Origin of the sequence: Nocardioides speluncae, assembly GCF_003121585.1 — a bacterium.
Taxonomy (GTDB): Bacteria; Actinomycetota; Actinomycetes; order Propionibacteriales; family Nocardioidaceae; genus Nocardioides; species Nocardioides speluncae.
In genome coordinates, this window is record NZ_QEOO01000036.1 from 270,667 (window position 1) to 285,860 (window position 15,194).

General features: G+C 68.3%; 12 protein-coding genes. All 12 read left to right on the forward strand.

Annotated elements, in window-relative coordinates; genetic code table 11:
• Positions 1-4: 4 nt before the first annotated feature.
• The 12 genes from hisS to ruvX all read left to right on the forward strand — a co-directional run bounded on the left by hisS (position 5) and on the right by ruvX (position 15,103).
• Entirely contained in the window at positions 5-1,372 is a 1,368-nt protein-coding gene (hisS, locus tag DDV73_RS19175) for a histidine--tRNA ligase (protein WP_109508979.1), read from the forward strand.
• On the forward strand, positions 1,369-3,141 hold the full coding sequence (gene aspS, locus DDV73_RS19180) for an aspartate--tRNA ligase (protein WP_109508851.1): 1,773 nt from the start codon (positions 1,369-1,371) through the stop codon (positions 3,139-3,141). The genes hisS and aspS overlap by 4 nt, the downstream gene beginning before the upstream one ends.
• A gap of 140 nt (positions 3,142-3,281) precedes the next feature.
• Positions 3,282-4,313, forward strand: a complete 1,032-nt coding sequence (locus tag DDV73_RS19185; RefSeq protein WP_109508980.1) for an ABC transporter permease — start codon at positions 3,282-3,284, stop codon at positions 4,311-4,313.
• A gap of 130 nt (positions 4,314-4,443) precedes the next feature.
• Positions 4,444-6,108 (forward strand): ABC transporter substrate-binding protein, encoded by a 1,665-nt coding sequence (locus DDV73_RS19190; RefSeq protein ID WP_161962462.1) that lies wholly within the window; start codon positions 4,444-4,446, stop codon positions 6,106-6,108.
• Positions 6,109-6,352: 244 nt separating this feature from the next.
• The gene (locus DDV73_RS19195) at positions 6,353-7,369 is read left to right on the forward strand and encodes an ABC transporter permease (protein WP_109508853.1); all 1,017 of its coding nucleotides are present in this window, start codon (positions 6,353-6,355) and stop codon (positions 7,367-7,369) included.
• Between the two features lie 9 nt (positions 7,370-7,378).
• Positions 7,379-8,461 (forward strand): ABC transporter ATP-binding protein, encoded by a 1,083-nt coding sequence (locus DDV73_RS19200; RefSeq protein WP_109508854.1) that lies wholly within the window; start codon positions 7,379-7,381, stop codon positions 8,459-8,461.
• Positions 8,461-9,684 (forward strand): ABC transporter ATP-binding protein, encoded by a 1,224-nt coding sequence (locus tag DDV73_RS19205; RefSeq protein ID WP_109508855.1) that lies wholly within the window; start codon positions 8,461-8,463, stop codon positions 9,682-9,684. Before DDV73_RS19200 ends, DDV73_RS19205 begins: the two co-directional genes overlap by 1 nt.
• An 89-nt stretch (positions 9,685-9,773) precedes the next feature.
• Entirely contained in the window at positions 9,774-11,183 is a 1,410-nt protein-coding gene (locus DDV73_RS19210; protein ID WP_109508856.1) for a replication-associated recombination protein A, read from the forward strand.
• Positions 11,184-11,206: 23 nt separating this feature from the next.
• Entirely contained in the window at positions 11,207-11,683 is a 477-nt protein-coding gene (locus tag DDV73_RS19215) for a hypothetical protein (protein ID WP_154402817.1), read from the forward strand.
• Positions 11,680-11,934, forward strand: coding sequence for a DUF6167 family protein (locus DDV73_RS19220; RefSeq protein ID WP_109508858.1), 255 nt, complete (start codon positions 11,680-11,682; stop codon positions 11,932-11,934). Before DDV73_RS19215 ends, DDV73_RS19220 begins: the two co-directional genes overlap by 4 nt.
• Positions 11,934-14,645, forward strand: a complete 2,712-nt coding sequence (alaS, locus tag DDV73_RS19225) for an alanine--tRNA ligase (RefSeq protein WP_109508859.1) — start codon at positions 11,934-11,936, stop codon at positions 14,643-14,645. Before DDV73_RS19220 ends, alaS begins: the two co-directional genes overlap by 1 nt.
• The gene (gene ruvX, locus DDV73_RS19230) at positions 14,642-15,103 is read left to right on the forward strand and encodes a Holliday junction resolvase RuvX (protein WP_109508860.1); all 462 of its coding nucleotides are present in this window, start codon (positions 14,642-14,644) and stop codon (positions 15,101-15,103) included. Before alaS ends, ruvX begins: the two co-directional genes overlap by 4 nt.
• The last annotated feature ends 91 nt before the right edge of the window (positions 15,104-15,194 follow it).

Genomic DNA, 15,194 nt, shown 5'->3' on the forward strand with positions numbered 1-15,194 from the left:
ACACATGAGCAAGCCCACGCCGCTGAGCGGCTTTCCTGAACTCCTGCCCGAGCAGCGCTTCGTCGAGCAGCAGGTGATCGCCACCCTCGCTCACACCTTCGAGCTGCACGGGTTCGCCAGCATCGAGACCCGCGCGGTCGAGCCCATGGACCAGCTGCTGCGCAAGGGGGACACCTCCAAGGAGATCTACCTCCTGCGCCGGCTTCAGGAGGACGAGCGTCAGGACTCCGCGATCAAGGCCGGGGTCGGGCTTCACTACGACCTGACGGTGCCGTTCGCGCGCTACGTGCTGGAGAACGCCGGCAAGCTGGAGTTCCCGTTCCGCCGGTACCAGATCCAGAAGGCATGGCGCGGCGAGCGGCCGCAGGAGGGCCGGTTCCGCGAGTTCACCCAGGCCGACATCGACATTGTCGGCCGCGACGTGCTGCCCTTCCACCACGACATCGAGGTCACCCGGGTAATGCTCGACGCGCTGTCGCGACTCGCTGACCCCAAACTGCTCGGTCTGCCGGCGTTCCGGCTGCAGGTCAACAATCGCAAGCTGCTGCAGGGCTTCTACCTCGGCATCGGCGCGCCCGACGTCGACGAGGCAATGCGGCTGGTCGACAAGCTCGACAAGCTGCCCGAGGACGAGGTCCGCAAGCTGCTGGTCGCCGAGGCCGGGCTGAGCGAGGAGCAGGCCGACCAGTGCCTCGCCCTGGCCCGGATCTGCACCGCCGATGACTCCTTCGTCGCCGAGGTGCGCGCACTCGGCGTCTCCCACGAGCTGCTTGACGAAGGACTCGACGAGCTGGCGGCGCTGGTCCGCGGCTGCGCGGGCTTGGTGACCGACCGTGTCCGGATCGAGGCGGACCTCAAGATCGCCCGCGGCCTGGACTACTACACCGGCACCGTGTTCGAGACCCGGCTCGACGGCTTCGAGTCGCTCGGGTCGATCTGCTCGGGCGGCCGGTACGACGCGCTCGCCAGCGACGGCAAGACGACGTACCCGGGCGTGGGCATCTCGCTCGGCGTCAGCCGGGTACTGGTGCCGCTGTTCCAGCGCGGTCTCCTGGTGGCCGACCGGTCGGTGCCGAGCGCCGTACTCGTCGCCCTGAACGACGAGGAGTCGCGCGAGGCGGCCGACCTGGTCGCGGGCGCACTGCGCGGCAACGGCGTGCCGTGCGAGGTCGCGCCGACGCCGGCGAAGTTCGGCAAGCAGATCCGGTACGCCGAGCGCCGCGGCATCCCGTACGTCCTCTTCACCACTGACTCCGGCCACGAGGTGAAGGACATCCGCACCGGCGACCAGGTGCCGGCGGACCCGGCGACCTGGACCCCATCCACTCAGGACCTGCGTCCGCAGGTGACTATCAAGGAGCAGAACTCGTGATCCGCACCCATGACGCCGGCGCCCTCCGCGCCGAGCACGTCGGCCAGACCGTCACCCTCGCGGGATGGGTGGCCCGGCGGCGCGATCACGGCGGGGTCGCCTTCATCGACCTGCGCGAGGCCAGCGGCGTGGTGCAGGTCGTGATCCGCGACGAGGAGGTCGCCCACCACCTGCGCAGCGAGTACTGCCTGAAGGTCACCGGTGAGGTCGTCGCCCGCAAGGAGGGCAACGAGAACCCCAACCTGGCCACCGGCGCGATCGAGGTCGTGGCGGCCGACGTCGAGGTGCTGAGCGCGGCCGCGGCGCTGCCGTTCCCGATCGACGACCACATTGACGTGGGGGAGGAGGCGCGGCTCCGGCACCGCTACCTCGACCTGCGCCGTACCGGTCCCAACCAGGCGATCCGGCTGCGCAGCAAGGTCAACAAGACCGCGCGCGACGTACTCGACCGGCACGGCTTCGTGGAGATCGAGACGCCGACGCTGACCCGCTCCACGCCCGAGGGCGCGCGCGACTTCCTGGTCCCGGCGCGGCTGCAGCCCGGCAGCTGGTACGCGCTGCCGCAGAGCCCGCAGCTGTTCAAGCAGCTGCTGATGGTCGCCGGGATGGAGCGCTACTTCCAGATCGCGCGCTGCTACCGCGACGAGGACTTCCGCGCGGACCGGCAGCCGGAGTTCACCCAGCTCGACGTCGAGATGAGCTTCGTCGAGCAGGACGACGTGCTCGCGCTGTCCGAGGAGATCCTGACCGCGCTCTGGGGGCTGATCGGGGTGGACGTGCCGACCCCGCTGCCGCGGCTGACGTACGCCGAGGCGATGGCGCGCTACGGCTCGGACAAGCCCGACCTGCGGATGGGTCAGGAGCTCGTCGAGTGCACCGAGTTCTTCGCCTACACCGGCTTCCGGGTGTTCCAGGCGCCGTACGTCGGCGCGGTGGTGATGCCCGGCGGCGCCGGCCAGCCGCGCAAGCAGCTCGACGCCTGGCAGGAGTGGGCCAAGCAGCGCGGCGCGAAGGGCCTCGCCTATGTGCTTGTGCAGGAGGACGGCGAGCTGGGCGGCCCGGTGGCCAAGAACCTCACCGACGCGGAGCGGGCCGGCATCGCCGAGCACGTCGGCGCGAAGCCGGGGGACTGCATCTTCTTCGCGGCCGGCCCGGTGAAGTCGAGCCGGGCGCTGCTGGGCGCGGCGCGGCTGGAGATCGGCCGGCGCGGCGGCCTGATCGACGAGGACGCGTGGAGCTTCCTGTGGGTCATCGACGCGCCGCTGTTCGAGCCGGCCGATGAGGCGACGGCCGCCGGCGACGTGGCGGTCGGCAGCGGCGCCTGGACCGCCGTACACCACGCCTTCACCTCGCCGCAGGACCTCGAGGCGTTCGACAAGGACCCTGGTAACGCCATCGCCTGGGCGTATGACATCGTCTGCAACGGCAATGAGATCGGCGGCGGCTCGATCCGTATCCATCGCGAGGACATCCAGAAAAGGGTCTTCGAGGTGATGGGCATCGGCGGGGACGAGGCCGACGAGAAGTTCGGCTTCCTGCTGGAGGCCTTCAAGTACGGCGCGCCGCCTCACGGCGGCATTGCATTCGGCTGGGACCGAATCGTTGCCCTGCTTTCGCGCAGTGAGTCGATCCGCGATGTGATCGCGTTCCCGAAGTCCGGAGGTGGCTTCGACCCGCTCACCGCCGCTCCTGCGCCGATCACCCCAGAACAGCGCAAGGAAGCCGGTGTGGACGCCGTACCACCGAAGGATGTGTCGCTCTCCGAGTGATTCCCTCGACCGGCGGGTCGTGTCCAGATCGTTACGCGTAGGTGATCGCGAGTGCGTTCCGCGTCACATAGAGTCGCCGACGGCACGGACGATCTTCGCGCCACGGACCATCCCGAACGACGACCGCCGACGAGGTGACCATGAGCAGCACTCTCTCCGATCTGGAGACACATGCGATTGAGGAGCACCCTGAGGGCGATTCGCTAGCGACAAAGGTTGCGGGCCGGTCTCCGACCCAGCTGGCGCTGGCACGATTCCGCAAGGACAAGCTGTCCATGGCCGCGTTCACCGTGGTCGCCCTGGTCTTCATCGCGGGCATTATGGCGCCGTTCCTGGTCATGTCCGGCTTCCTGGACCCGACCTCGTTCCACAACACCAGCAGGACCGGGCAGCTGATCGACCCGTCGACCGGGCTGGCGACGGGCAAGTGGGGCGGAATCTCCGGTGACCACTGGCTCGGCGTCGAGCCCGGCACCGGCCGCGATGTGCTCTCCCGGATGTGGTACGGCATCACCTTCTCGCTGGCCATCGCCATCTCGGGAGCCCTCTTCACCGTGACCGTCGGCACCGCCGTGGGCATCGTCGCCGGCGCGAGCGGTGGCTTCGTTGACGCCGCCATCGGCCGGTGCATCGACCTGGTGCTGTCGTTCCCGGTCACGCTGATGCTGCTGGCGCTGTCCAGCCCGGGTGTGGTCTTCCTCGATGAGACCCTGCACGTGCCGTCCGGTCCCAACAAGAGCTTCGTCAACGGCCTCTATGTGGTGCTCGTCCTCGGGGTGTTCGGCTGGCCCTACGTCGCGCGCCTGGTGCGCGGGCAGGTGCTCTCGCTGCGCGAGCGCGAGTTCGTCGAGGCGGCGAAGCTGATCGGCGCTTCCAAGTTCAGGCTGTACTTCAAGGAGATCCTGCCCAACCTCTGGGCGCCGGTGCTGGTGATCTTCACGATCACGATGCCGACCTACGTCTCGGCTGAGGCCGCGCTCAACTTCCTCGGAGTCGGCATCAAGCCGCCGACCCCGACCCTCGGCAACCTGCTGACCGCGTCCGACGACTACGCCACCAGCGCCTTCCTGTTCTTCCTCTTCCCGGCCTTCCTGATCATGGTCATCGTGGTGAGCTTCAACCTTCTCGGAGACGGCATCCGGGACGCGCTCGACCCGAAAGGCAACAGGTAGCAGTCGTCAACACAGTCTCGGGCTGAGAAACCAGCAAGTAGATATCCAAATGAAGACGTGGCATGGCCGGCACCAGCCGGCACGTGTCCAGGTGACGGGCGACGGGCCCGCACGCATCAAAGGAGAGGCAATGGCCAGAATTACCAAGCGGGCCTTGGCCGCGACTGCAGGGATCGTCATGTTGTCGACGACGCTCGCCGCCTGTGGCGGCGACGAAGGCGACAACGGCGACGGCCCCGGCGGCACCGCAGGCAAGGGCGGCACTCTGTACGTCAAGGCCGAGGACGCAATCGAGCACCTCGACCCCCACCGGACCTACATCGGTCTGCACATCAACATGCTGGCCCGGACCGTCACCCGTGGCCTGCTGACGCAGAGCACTACCGACGACCCGGCCCCCATCCCGGACATCGCGACCGACACCGGGACGATGGCGGCCGGCGGCAAGGAGTGGTCGTTCACCATTCGCGATGACGTGAAGTGGGAGGACGGCGAGGCGGTCACCTGTGAGGACTTCAGGTACGGCTACTCCCGTAACTTCGCCACCGACGTGATCACCGGCGGGCCATCGTTCTACCCGCTGAGCTTCACCGACATCCCCGGCGCCGCCGAGGGTGCGCCGGAGTACTCGGGTCCGTACACCGAGAAGGGTCAGGACCTGTACGACAAGGCCGTCACCTGCGACGGCAACACGATCACCTACCGCTTCAACAAGTCGTGGCCCGACTTCAACCTCGCGGTTGCGGCCCTGCACTTCGCTGCGCCGTACCGGGCGGACCAGGACAAGGGCGACAAGTCCAACCTGGAGATCTTCTCCAACGGCCCCTACAAGCTCGAGGGCGAGTGGGACAAGGAGTCCGGCGGCACGCTGGTCCAGAACGAGAACTACGGAGCCGACGACACCGGCACCCGCAAGGCGCTGCCGGACAAGATCGTCTTCCAGCTCGGTGACAAGGCGGAGACCACCTACGAGGAGATCATCGCCGACGCCGGACCGGCCAAGACGACGATCAGCTTCAACCGGCTCCCGGCGTCGATGTTCAGCCAGATTGGGAACGAGATCCCCGAGGACCGGTACCTGAACGTGGCGAGCCCGTTCATCGACTACCTGTGGTTCAACACCGAGAAGCTGGACCCGGCACTCCGCCAGGCGCTGGCGGTATCGACCGACCGTGAGGCCTGGATCAACGCGAGTGGTGGCGAGCGGTCGTACAAGATCGCGGACTCGATCATCAACCCGAACGTCCCCGGCTACGCCCCGAACTCGGTCTGGAAGGACGTGCCGCCGAGCGGTGACGCCGACCAGGCGAAGACGATCCTCGAGGACGCCGGCATCGACACTCCGGTAAAGGTCAGCCTGCAGTACCCGCAGAGCGAGGGCGCTGACAAGCAGGCCGCCGCGCTGCAGGACTCGTGGAACAGCTCCGGTCTGTTCGAGGTGGAGCTCAAGCCTGAGGGCGACGTCTACTACACCAACATCCAGAAGCCCGACCACGACTACGAGATCGGCTGGGCCGGTTGGGGTGCTGACTGGAACTCGCCGTCGACCGTGCTCCCGCCGCTGTTCGACTCGCGGGCCAACATCCAGGGCGGCTCGCTCGGCCAGGACTACGGCAAGTACCGCGGCGACGAGTTCAACAAGAAGCTCGACGAGGCATCGATCGCTGCCGGTGCCGGTGACGACGCGGCACGGGACAAGGCCTACCAGGAAGGCGGACACGATCCTCGCCAACGACGTGGTCTACTTCCCGCTCGAGAACGCGCTGTTCAATTACGCCTGGGGCTCGGATGTTGACTTCCACGTCACGCCTGCCTCGGCGGAGCAGCCGGACCTTGGTCTGATCGGCGTCACTGAGTGACCAGCTAGTCAATCCAGGTAGTTCAAAGCAGTATTCGTGTCCGGCCGGGTCGTTACGGCGGCCCGGCCGGACATGAGCCCAAGGACGTCTGCGTCGCCGATGCGGTCGTCAAAGCCATGAGGGCTGCAGCCGCCACAAGCGCAGGCAGTCCTACCCAGGGCCTAGTGGGAGTGGAGTCTGATGCTGGCCTATTTAGTCCGCCGTCTGTTCGCGGGCGTGATCTTGCTGCTGGTGATGACACTGGTGGTGTTCATGTTGTTCTTCGCCTCGCCGGTGGATCCGGTGCAGTTCTCCTGCGGCAGGAACTGCTCGCCGGAGCTCAAGAAGCAGACGGAGAAGGCGCTCGGCTACGACAAGCCGGCGGTGGTCCAGTGGAAGGACTTCGTCCAGGGCATCGCGGTCGGCCGCGACTACCCGGACGACCCGGAGCTCCGGGCCGCCGCTCCCGAGCTCGTCACCGAGTGCAATGCGCCGTGCTTCGGCTACTCGACCTTCAACACCAAGACGGTGAACGAGGAGATAGCTGAGACCTTCCCGATCTCGCTCTCGCTGGCCATCGTCGCTCTGATCATCTGGCTCACCGGCGGCGTCTTACTCGGGGTGACAGCCGCCTTAACCAAGGGAAGCATCCTGGACCGGGGCCTGGTTGGCGCCTCGCTGATCCTGTATGCCTTCCCCACATTCTTCATCGGCCTGTTCGCGCTGAAGTTCATCGCCATCAAGTGGGGGCTCTGGGATAAACCGGTGTACACACCGATAGCCGAGGGCGGCATCGGTGAATGGCTGTACCACCTGCTCATGCCCGGTGCCGTGCTGGCGGCGGTCTTCATGGCCGCGTATGTCCGCATGACCAGGGCGTTCGTCCTGGAGTCGATGACCGAGGACTACATCAGGACCGCCAAGGCCAAGGGTGTCCGCCCGCGGATCGTGCTGTTCAAGCACACCATGCGCGCGGCGTTGACCCCGCTGGTCACGATGACCGGCCTGGACTTCGCCGGCCTGATGGGCGGCGCGATCATCACCGAGACCGTGTTCAACTTCAACGGGCTGGGCAAGCTGGCGGTCGACGCGAACAAGGTCTACGACCTGCCAACGATTATCGGGCTGGTCGTGCTGCTGGCGGCGTTCGTGATCATCGCCAACATCATCGTCGACGTGCTGTACGCCGTGATCGACCCACGAGTGCGGCTGGGCTAGGGCGGGAAGATGACTGAGTTCTCATTGACCAAGAGCGGATCCGGCGAGGACGCCTTCCTCTCGGTGCGCGACCTCAAGGTGCACTTCCCGACCCAAGACGGCATCGTGAAGGCGACCGACGGGCTCTCCTTCAGCCTCGAACGCGGGAAGACGCTGGGCATCGTCGGCGAGTCGGGATCCGGCAAGTCGGTCTCCAGCTCGGCCATCCTCGGGCTGCACAGCGGCAGCAACGCGAAGATCAGCGGCGAGATCATTCTCGACGGCGAGGACCTGCTCTCGCTGAGCGAGGAGGAGATGCGGCAGCGGCGCGGCAAGGACGTCGCGATGATCTTCCAGGACCCGCTGTCGGCGATGCACCCGTACTACACGGTCGGCAACCAGATCGCGGAGGCCTACCGCGTCCACAACGACGTGACCAAGGCGGCCGCGAAAGCGCGGGCGGTCGAGATGCTGGCTCGAGTCGGCATCCCGCAGCCGGACCGGCGGGTCGACGACTATCCGCACCAGTTCTCCGGCGGTATGCGTCAGCGCGCCATGATCGCGATGGGCCTGATCAACGACCCCGGTCTGCTGATCGCCGACGAGCCGACGACCGCACTGGACGTCACCGTGCAGGCACAGATCCTCGACCTGCTGCAGGACCTCCAGCGGGAGTTCAACTCGGCCGTCATCATCATCACCCACGACCTGGGTGTGGTGGCCGAGATGGCCGACGACGTACTCGTGATGTACGCCGGGCGCGCGGTCGAGTACGGCCCGTGCAAGGAGATCCTGACTCACCCGGAGATGCCGTACACCTGGGGACTGCTGTCCAGCGTGCCCGAGGTCACCGGCGACACCGACGCTCCGCTGATTCCGATTCCCGGTAACCCGCCGAGCCTGCTGAACCCGCCGTCGGGCTGCGCGTTCCACCCCCGCTGCCCGCACCGGGACAAGGTTGCAGACGACCTCTGCAAGACCGAGCTGCCCGAGCTGCTGCCGGGCGGTCGCGGCCCGGGACACACCAAGCGATGCCATCTGGCGAACCCCGATGAGATCTATCAGACCGAGGTGCTGGCGGAGATCGCGCCGGACCTGGTCAAGGAGTCATGATGGATGACGTGAACCTGGAGAAGCCTGCGGACCTGGAGGCCGAGGAAGGCACGGTCGTCACCGCGGCCGAGGAGAAGGCCCCGGGCGAGACAATCCTCGAGGTCGAGAACCTGCAGATGTACTTCCCGGTGAAGTCGTCCGGCATCATCCGGCGCACCGTCGGGCATGTGCAGGCGGTCGATGGCGTCTCCTTCCAGCTCGGCGCGGGCGAGTCGCTCGGCCTGGTGGGGGAGTCGGGCTGTGGCAAGTCGACGACCGGACGGTTGATCACCCGGCTGTACAAGCCCACCGGCGGGTCGATCAACTTCGACGGCAAGGACATCGCAAAGTACACACCGCGCGAGATCAAGCCGATCCGTCGCGAGATCCAGATGATCTTCCAGGACCCGTACACCTCGCTGAACCCGCGGCACACGGTGGGTTCGATCGTCGGCGCCCCGCTGGCGATCCACAAACTGGTGCCGCGCAACAAGATCCTGGGCCGGGTCCAGGAGCTGCTGGAGATCGTCGGCCTCAACCCGGAGCACTACAACCGCTACCCGCACGAGTTCTCGGGCGGTCAGCGTCAGCGCATCGGCATCGCCCGGGCACTCACCCTGCACCCGAAGGTGCTGGTGGCCGACGAGCCGGTGTCGGCGCTCGACGTGTCGATCCAGGCTCAGGTCGTGAACCTGCTCAAGGACCTGCAGAAAGAGTTCGGGATCGCGTTCCTCTTCATCGCGCACGATCTCGCCATCGTCCGGCACTTCTGCCCCGAGGTCGCGGTCATGTACCTCGGCAAGATCGTCGAGGTCGCCGACCGCGAAACGCTCTACAACCGGCCGCACCACCCGTACACCCAGGCCCTGCTGTCCGCCGTACCGGACGTCAAGCAGGCCGCGATCGGTGGCCGGCGCGACCGGATGCGGCTCGAGGGCGACGTCCCGAGCCCGATCAACCCGCCGTCGGGCTGCCGGTTCCGGACCCGCTGCCCGCTCGCGCAGGAGATCTGCGCGAAGCAGGAGCCGCCGCTGCTCCAGATCGGCAAGCGGCACAAGGTCGCCTGTCACTTCGCGGGTGAGCTCGGTCGGCACCCGATGCAGCCGGTCACGGCCGGTGTGCTCGGCGTCGACAGCCAGGGCAACCCGGACCCGAGCGTGACTCCGATCGATGCACCGGCGGACCAGCCAGGCTTCGCGGACACCTGGTTCGACCTGCCGAACCAGGCGATGTCCAAGGGCTGATGAGTCAGGGATGAGTGACCCCGAGCGCGTGTCGCGCTCGGAGTCACTCCTCTCATTTGCCCTGGCATCACTATGAAATAGTCGGGTCCATGACTGACTCCGCGGACGGACTGTTCGACCTGCCCGCTAGTCGGCAGAGCCGTTCGACGCCGCCGACCGGAGGCGGCTCCCTCGCTGCGATCCCGCAAGCGTCGGCGCCGCTCGCCGTCCGGATGCGACCGCGCACGCTCGACGAACTGGTCGGCCAGGACCAGCTCCGGGCTCCGGGCAGCCCGCTGCGACAGCTGGTCGAGGGCGACCACTCGATGTCGCTGCTGCTCTGGGGGCCGCCAGGCACCGGCAAGACCACGATCGCTGCGATCGTCAGCCACCAGACCGACCGCCGCTTCGTCGAGGTCTCCGCGGTGGCTGCCGGTGTGAAGGAGGTCCGGGCCGCCATCGACCAGGCCCGCGCCGAGCTGGTGCGCGGTGGCCGGGAGACGGTGCTGTTCGTCGACGAGGTGCACCGGTTCAGCAAGGCCCAGCAGGACGCCCTGCTGCCCGGCGTGGAGAACCGCTGGGTGACGCTGGTCGCGGCGACGACGGAGAACCCGTTCTTCTCGGTGATCTCACCGCTGCTGTCGCGCTCTCTGCTGCTCCGGCTGGAGTCGATCGACGACGATGGCATCCGCGCCGTGATCGCGCAGGCGCTGGTCGACGACCGTGGCCTGGCCGGCGCGCACACCCTCGACGACGACGCGCTCGAGCACCTGGTGCGCCTCGCCGGCGGCGACGCGCGGCGCGCGCTGACCTATCTGGAGGCGGCCGCGCGGGCGACCGAGTCGGTCTCGACAGGCTCGACCACCGAAGCACGAGCCATCGACCTGGAGACGGCCGAGACCGCGGTCGATCAGGCGGCGGTGCGCTACGACCGCCAGGGCGACCAGCATTACGACGTCACCAGCGCCTTCATCAAGTCGATCCGCGGGTCCGACGCGGACGCGGCGCTCCACTACCTGGCCCGGATGATGGAGGCGGGGGAGGACCCGCGGTTCATCGCGCGCCGGCTGGTGATCCTCGCCAGCGAGGACATCGGTCTCGCGGACCCGACGGCGCTGACCACCGCCGTTGCCGCTGCCCAGGCGGTACAGCTGATCGGGATGCCGGAGGCCCGGCTGAACCTCGCGCAGGCGACCATCGCGCTGGCCGTGGCCCCGAAGTCGAACGCCGTGATCAAGGCGATCGACGCCGCGAGCGTCGACGTCCGCGCCGGCAAGATCGGCTCGGTACCCAGCCATCTCCGTGATGCCCACTACGGCGGCGCGAAGGACCTCGGCCACGGCAAGGGCTACGTCTACAGCCACGACGCGCCGTACGGCGTCGCCGAGCAGCAGTACGCGCCTGACGTGGTCGCCGACGCCGGGTACTACCAGCCGACCACCCTCGGTGCGGAGGCCGCGGTCAGGGAGCGCTGGGAGCGGATTCGGCGGATCATTCGTGGGTCGGGCCGCGACACGTGAGCGCCGCGATATGGTCGGGCACTGTGAATTCGGACTGGATCGTTCCAGGGGCCCTTGCGGTGCTCGTGGCGCTGGCACTCCTCGTCCTGCTGGTGACGGTCAGGGACCGACGGCGGGTTGCTGCCGAGCTGGCGGCGACCCGGGTGGAGGCGGCCGAGCTGCGCGCCAAGGTCGACGCTCTCGCCCTGCAGAGCGCGGTGACCGACCGGCCGCCGGCCGAGTTCGTGATCACCGACATCGACCGCGCGGACCGGGTGCCGGCGACTCGGATCGAGGGCCGGCTCTTCGCGGACATCGTGCTGCGCGAGACGGTCGTCAAGGCGGCGGCGGCCGCGGCCGGCGTACGCCGCGCGCTGTCGCCGGAGGTGCGCAACCGGGTCCGGTTCGAGATGAAGCGCGAGGTCAAGCGGGCCCGCAAGGAGCGTAAGCAGGAGCTGAAGCAGGCGCGTCGCGAGCTGCATGCCCGGCAGCGGGCACGGCTCGGTGAGGACGCGGCGTGAGACGAGGCTTCTGGTTCCTCGCCGGCGCCGGCGCCGGGGTGTACGCCGCCACCCGAGCCCGCAGAGCCGCCGAGATATTCACGGTCGACGGCGCGAAGGACCGGCTGCACGGCCTGAGCCTGGGCGCCAGGCTGATCCGTGATGAGTACGTCGCCGGCGCCGTTGCCAGCGAAACCATGTTGCGTGAGCGCCTGGGCCTGGTGCCTGATGGAACTCCAGAACTTGAAGTAAGAAAGAAGGACAGCAACTGATGGAGACCGCGGAGATCCGCCGCCGGTTCGTGTCGCACTTCGAGCAGAACGGACACACCGCCGTACCCTCGGCCTCGCTGCTGCTCGACGACCCCAACCTGCTGTTCGTCAATGCCGGCATGGTGCCGTTCAAGCCGTACTTCCTCGGCCAGGAGACGCCGCCGTACAACCGCGCGGTGAGCATCCAGAAGTGCGTGCGGACGCCGGACATCGAGGACGTCGGCAAGACCACCCGTCACGGCACGTTCTTCGAGATGTGCGGCAACTTCTCCTTCGGCGACTACTTCAAGGAGGAGGCGATCCGGCTCGGCTGGGAGCTGGTGACCAAGTCCCAGGCCGACGGCGGCTTCGGCCTGGAGGAGAGCCGGCTCTGGCCGTCGGTCCTCGACGGCGACGACGAGGCGCTGGCGCTCTGGACGAAGGTCACCGGGCTCTCCGAGGACCGGATCGTCAAGCTCGGCCCGAAGGAGAACTACTGGTCGATGGGCGTGCCGGGTCCGGGTGGCCCGTGCTCGGAGATCCTCTACGACCGCGGCCCGGAGTACGGCCCCGATGGCGAGTTCGCGACCACGTCGCGCACCTCGATGCCCACCGAGCTCGAGGACCGCTACCTGGAGATCTGGAACCTGGTCTTCATGCAGGACGAGCTGAGCGCGGTCCGTTCGAAGGAGGACTTCGACATCGCCGGCTCGCTGCCGAAGAAGAACATCGACACCGGCATGGGCCTGGAGCGGGTGGCGTACCTGCTGCAGGGCAAGCAGAACATGTACGAGATCGACGTGATGTTCCCGGTCATCGAGAAGGCCCAGGAGCTCACCGGCAAGAAGTACGGCGCCAACCATGAGGACGACGTCCGGTTCCGGGTGATCGCCGACCACGTCCGCTCCTCGATGATGCTGATCGCCGACGGCGTCACCCCGGGCAACGAGGCGCGCGGCTACGTGCTGCGCCGGCTGCTGCGCCGCGCGGTGCGCTCGGTCCGCCTGCTCGGGTACGACGACCACGCGCTCCCGGAGCTGCTGCCGGTCAGCCAGGGGCTGATGAAGCCGGGCTACCCCGAGCTCGAGGCCGAGTGGGCGCGGATCCAGCGGGTGGCGTACGCCGAGGAGGAGGCGTTCCGCAAGACGCTCCAGGCCGGCACGCAGATCTTCGACCTCGCGGCGGGTGAGGTGAAGGCGAGCGGCCAGACCCGGCTGGAGGGCGCGAAGGCGTTCGCGCTGCACGACACCTACGGGTTCCCGATCGACCTGACCCTGGAGATGGCCGCCGAGCAGGGCCTGAGCGTCGACGAAGAGGGCTTCCGCAGGCTGATGGCCGAGCAGCGCGAGCGCGCGAAGGCCGACGCCAAGGCGAAGAAGGGCCAGCACGCCGACACCAGCGTCTACCGCGGCATCCTCGATGCGAACGGGCCGACCGAGTGGCTGGCCTACGAGACCCTCGCGACCGAGTCCCGGCCGCTGGCGCTGCTCAGCGGCGGCAAGGAGACCTCCGTCCTCGGCAACGGCGAGGTCGGCGAGCTGGTGCTGGACCGCACCCCGTTCTACGCGGAGTCCGGCGGCCAGGTCGCGGACGCGGGGATCATCGAGTTCGACGGCGGCCGGCTCGAGGTGCTCGACGTCCAGCGCCCGGTGCGCGGCCTGGTCGTGCACCAGGTGCGGGTCGTCGACGGCGAGTTCCACCCGACCGTGGGCGGTCACGCGTTGCACGCGCAGGTCGACCCCGAGTGGCGCACCGGAGCGCGCCAGGCGCACTCCGGGACCCACGTCGTACACGCGGCGCTGCGGGAGGTGCTCGGCCCGAGCGCGCTGCAGTCCGGTTCCTACAACCGGCCCGGGTACCTGCGCCTCGACTTCGGCTGGACCCAGTCGCTCACCGAGCAGCAGATCCGCGACATCGAGCACATCTCCAACGCCGCGCTCCGCGCCGACCTGCCGGTCGGCTGGGAGTACATGACGCTCACCGAGGCCAAGGACGCCGGCGCGATCGCGCTGTTCGGTGAGACGTACGACGACCAGAAGGTGCGCGTGGTCGAGATCGGCGGCCCGTGGTCGCGTGAGCTGTGTGGTGGCACCCACGTGGACCGCTCCTCGCAGATCGGCACCGTCGTGGTCACCGGCGAGGCCTCGGTCGGCTCCGGCAGCCGCCGGGTCGAGGCGCTGGTGGGCATCGAGGGCTTCGACTACCTGGCCCGTGAGCGGGACGTTGTCGCCCAGCTGACCGGCCTGCTCAAGACCCAGCCCGGCGACCTCGTCGGCCGGGTCGAGGAGATGGTCGAGCGGCTCCGGGTCTCCGAGAAGGAGCTGGAGCGGGCGCGGCTGACCCAGCTGCTTGCCGCGGCCGGCGAGATCGCGGCCGGCGCCAAGGACCTCGGCGGGATTCAGGTGGTTGCCCACCGGATCGACGGCGCCGGCGGTGGCGACGTACGCACGCTCGCCCTGGATATCCGCGGCCGGCTCCCCGGGGATGCCCCGGGTGCGGTGGTCGTGATTGGCGCGGCCGACGGGAAGGTGTCGGTGGTCGCTGCCGTCAACGACCAGGCACGCGAGCGCGGAATCAGCGCGAACGAACTGGTCCGCGCCGTCGGGCCGCTGGTGGGCGGCAAGGGCGGCGGCAAGGACGACGTGGCGCAGGGCGGTGGCAGCGACGCCAGCCGGATCGATGAGGCCCTGGCGTTGGTCGAGGCTGAGGTCGTTCGCCGGGCGGCCTCTTGAGACACGGCGTACGGTTGGGGATCGACCCGGGCGACGCCCGGATCGGGGTGGCGCGCAGTGACCCGTCAGGGTTCCTGGCGACACCCGTCGAGACCGTCCGCCGCGGCAAGGGTGATCTGGCCCGGATCGCGGCGATCGCCGAGGAGGAGAACGCCTTCGAGATCGTGGTGGGCCTACCGCGCTCGCTGTCCGGCCGAGAGGGCCCGGCGGCGGCGAAGGTGCGCGATTTCGCTGCGGCTCTCGCCCGGCGGGTGGCACCGTTGCCGGTGCGTCTGTGCGACGAGCGGCTGACCACAGTCAGCGCAGAGTCAATGCTCCGCGACCGGGGGAAGAAGGGTGAGAAAAGGCGCTCAGTGGTCGATCAGGCCGCTGCGGTGTTTATTCTTCAGCAGGCGCTGGACACCGAACGCGGTGCTGGGAGCGCGCCAGGGGAGATCGTCGAGGAGGGGCCGAAGTGAGCGAACGTTCGCCGTTCGATGAACAAGGCTTGGGGCTGGGCTCGAACGAGTACGACCAGTACGGCGCCGATGACCCCCTGTTTGGAGCCCG

Bases quoted from the DNA above. Each gene is read 5' to 3' on its own strand.
- DDV73_RS19190 (WP_161962462.1), top strand. From the start codon at position 4,444: ATGGCCAGAATTACCAAGCGGGCCTTGGCCGCGACTGCAGGGATCGTC.
- DDV73_RS19185 (WP_109508980.1), top strand. From the start codon at position 3,282: ATGAGCAGCACTCTCTCCGATCTGGAGACACATGCGATTGAGGAGCAC.
- alaS (WP_109508859.1), top strand. From the start codon at position 11,934: ATGGAGACCGCGGAGATCCGCCGCCGGTTCGTGTCGCACTTCGAGCAG.
- hisS (WP_109508979.1), top strand. From the start codon at position 5: ATGAGCAAGCCCACGCCGCTGAGCGGCTTTCCTGAACTCCTGCCCGAG.
- DDV73_RS19200 (WP_109508854.1), top strand. From the start codon at position 7,379: ATGACTGAGTTCTCATTGACCAAGAGCGGATCCGGCGAGGACGCCTTC.
- DDV73_RS19195 (WP_109508853.1), top strand. From the start codon at position 6,353: ATGCTGGCCTATTTAGTCCGCCGTCTGTTCGCGGGCGTGATCTTGCTG.
- DDV73_RS19205 (WP_109508855.1), top strand. From the start codon at position 8,461: ATGGATGACGTGAACCTGGAGAAGCCTGCGGACCTGGAGGCCGAGGAA.
- DDV73_RS19210 (WP_109508856.1), top strand. From the start codon at position 9,774: ATGACTGACTCCGCGGACGGACTGTTCGACCTGCCCGCTAGTCGGCAG.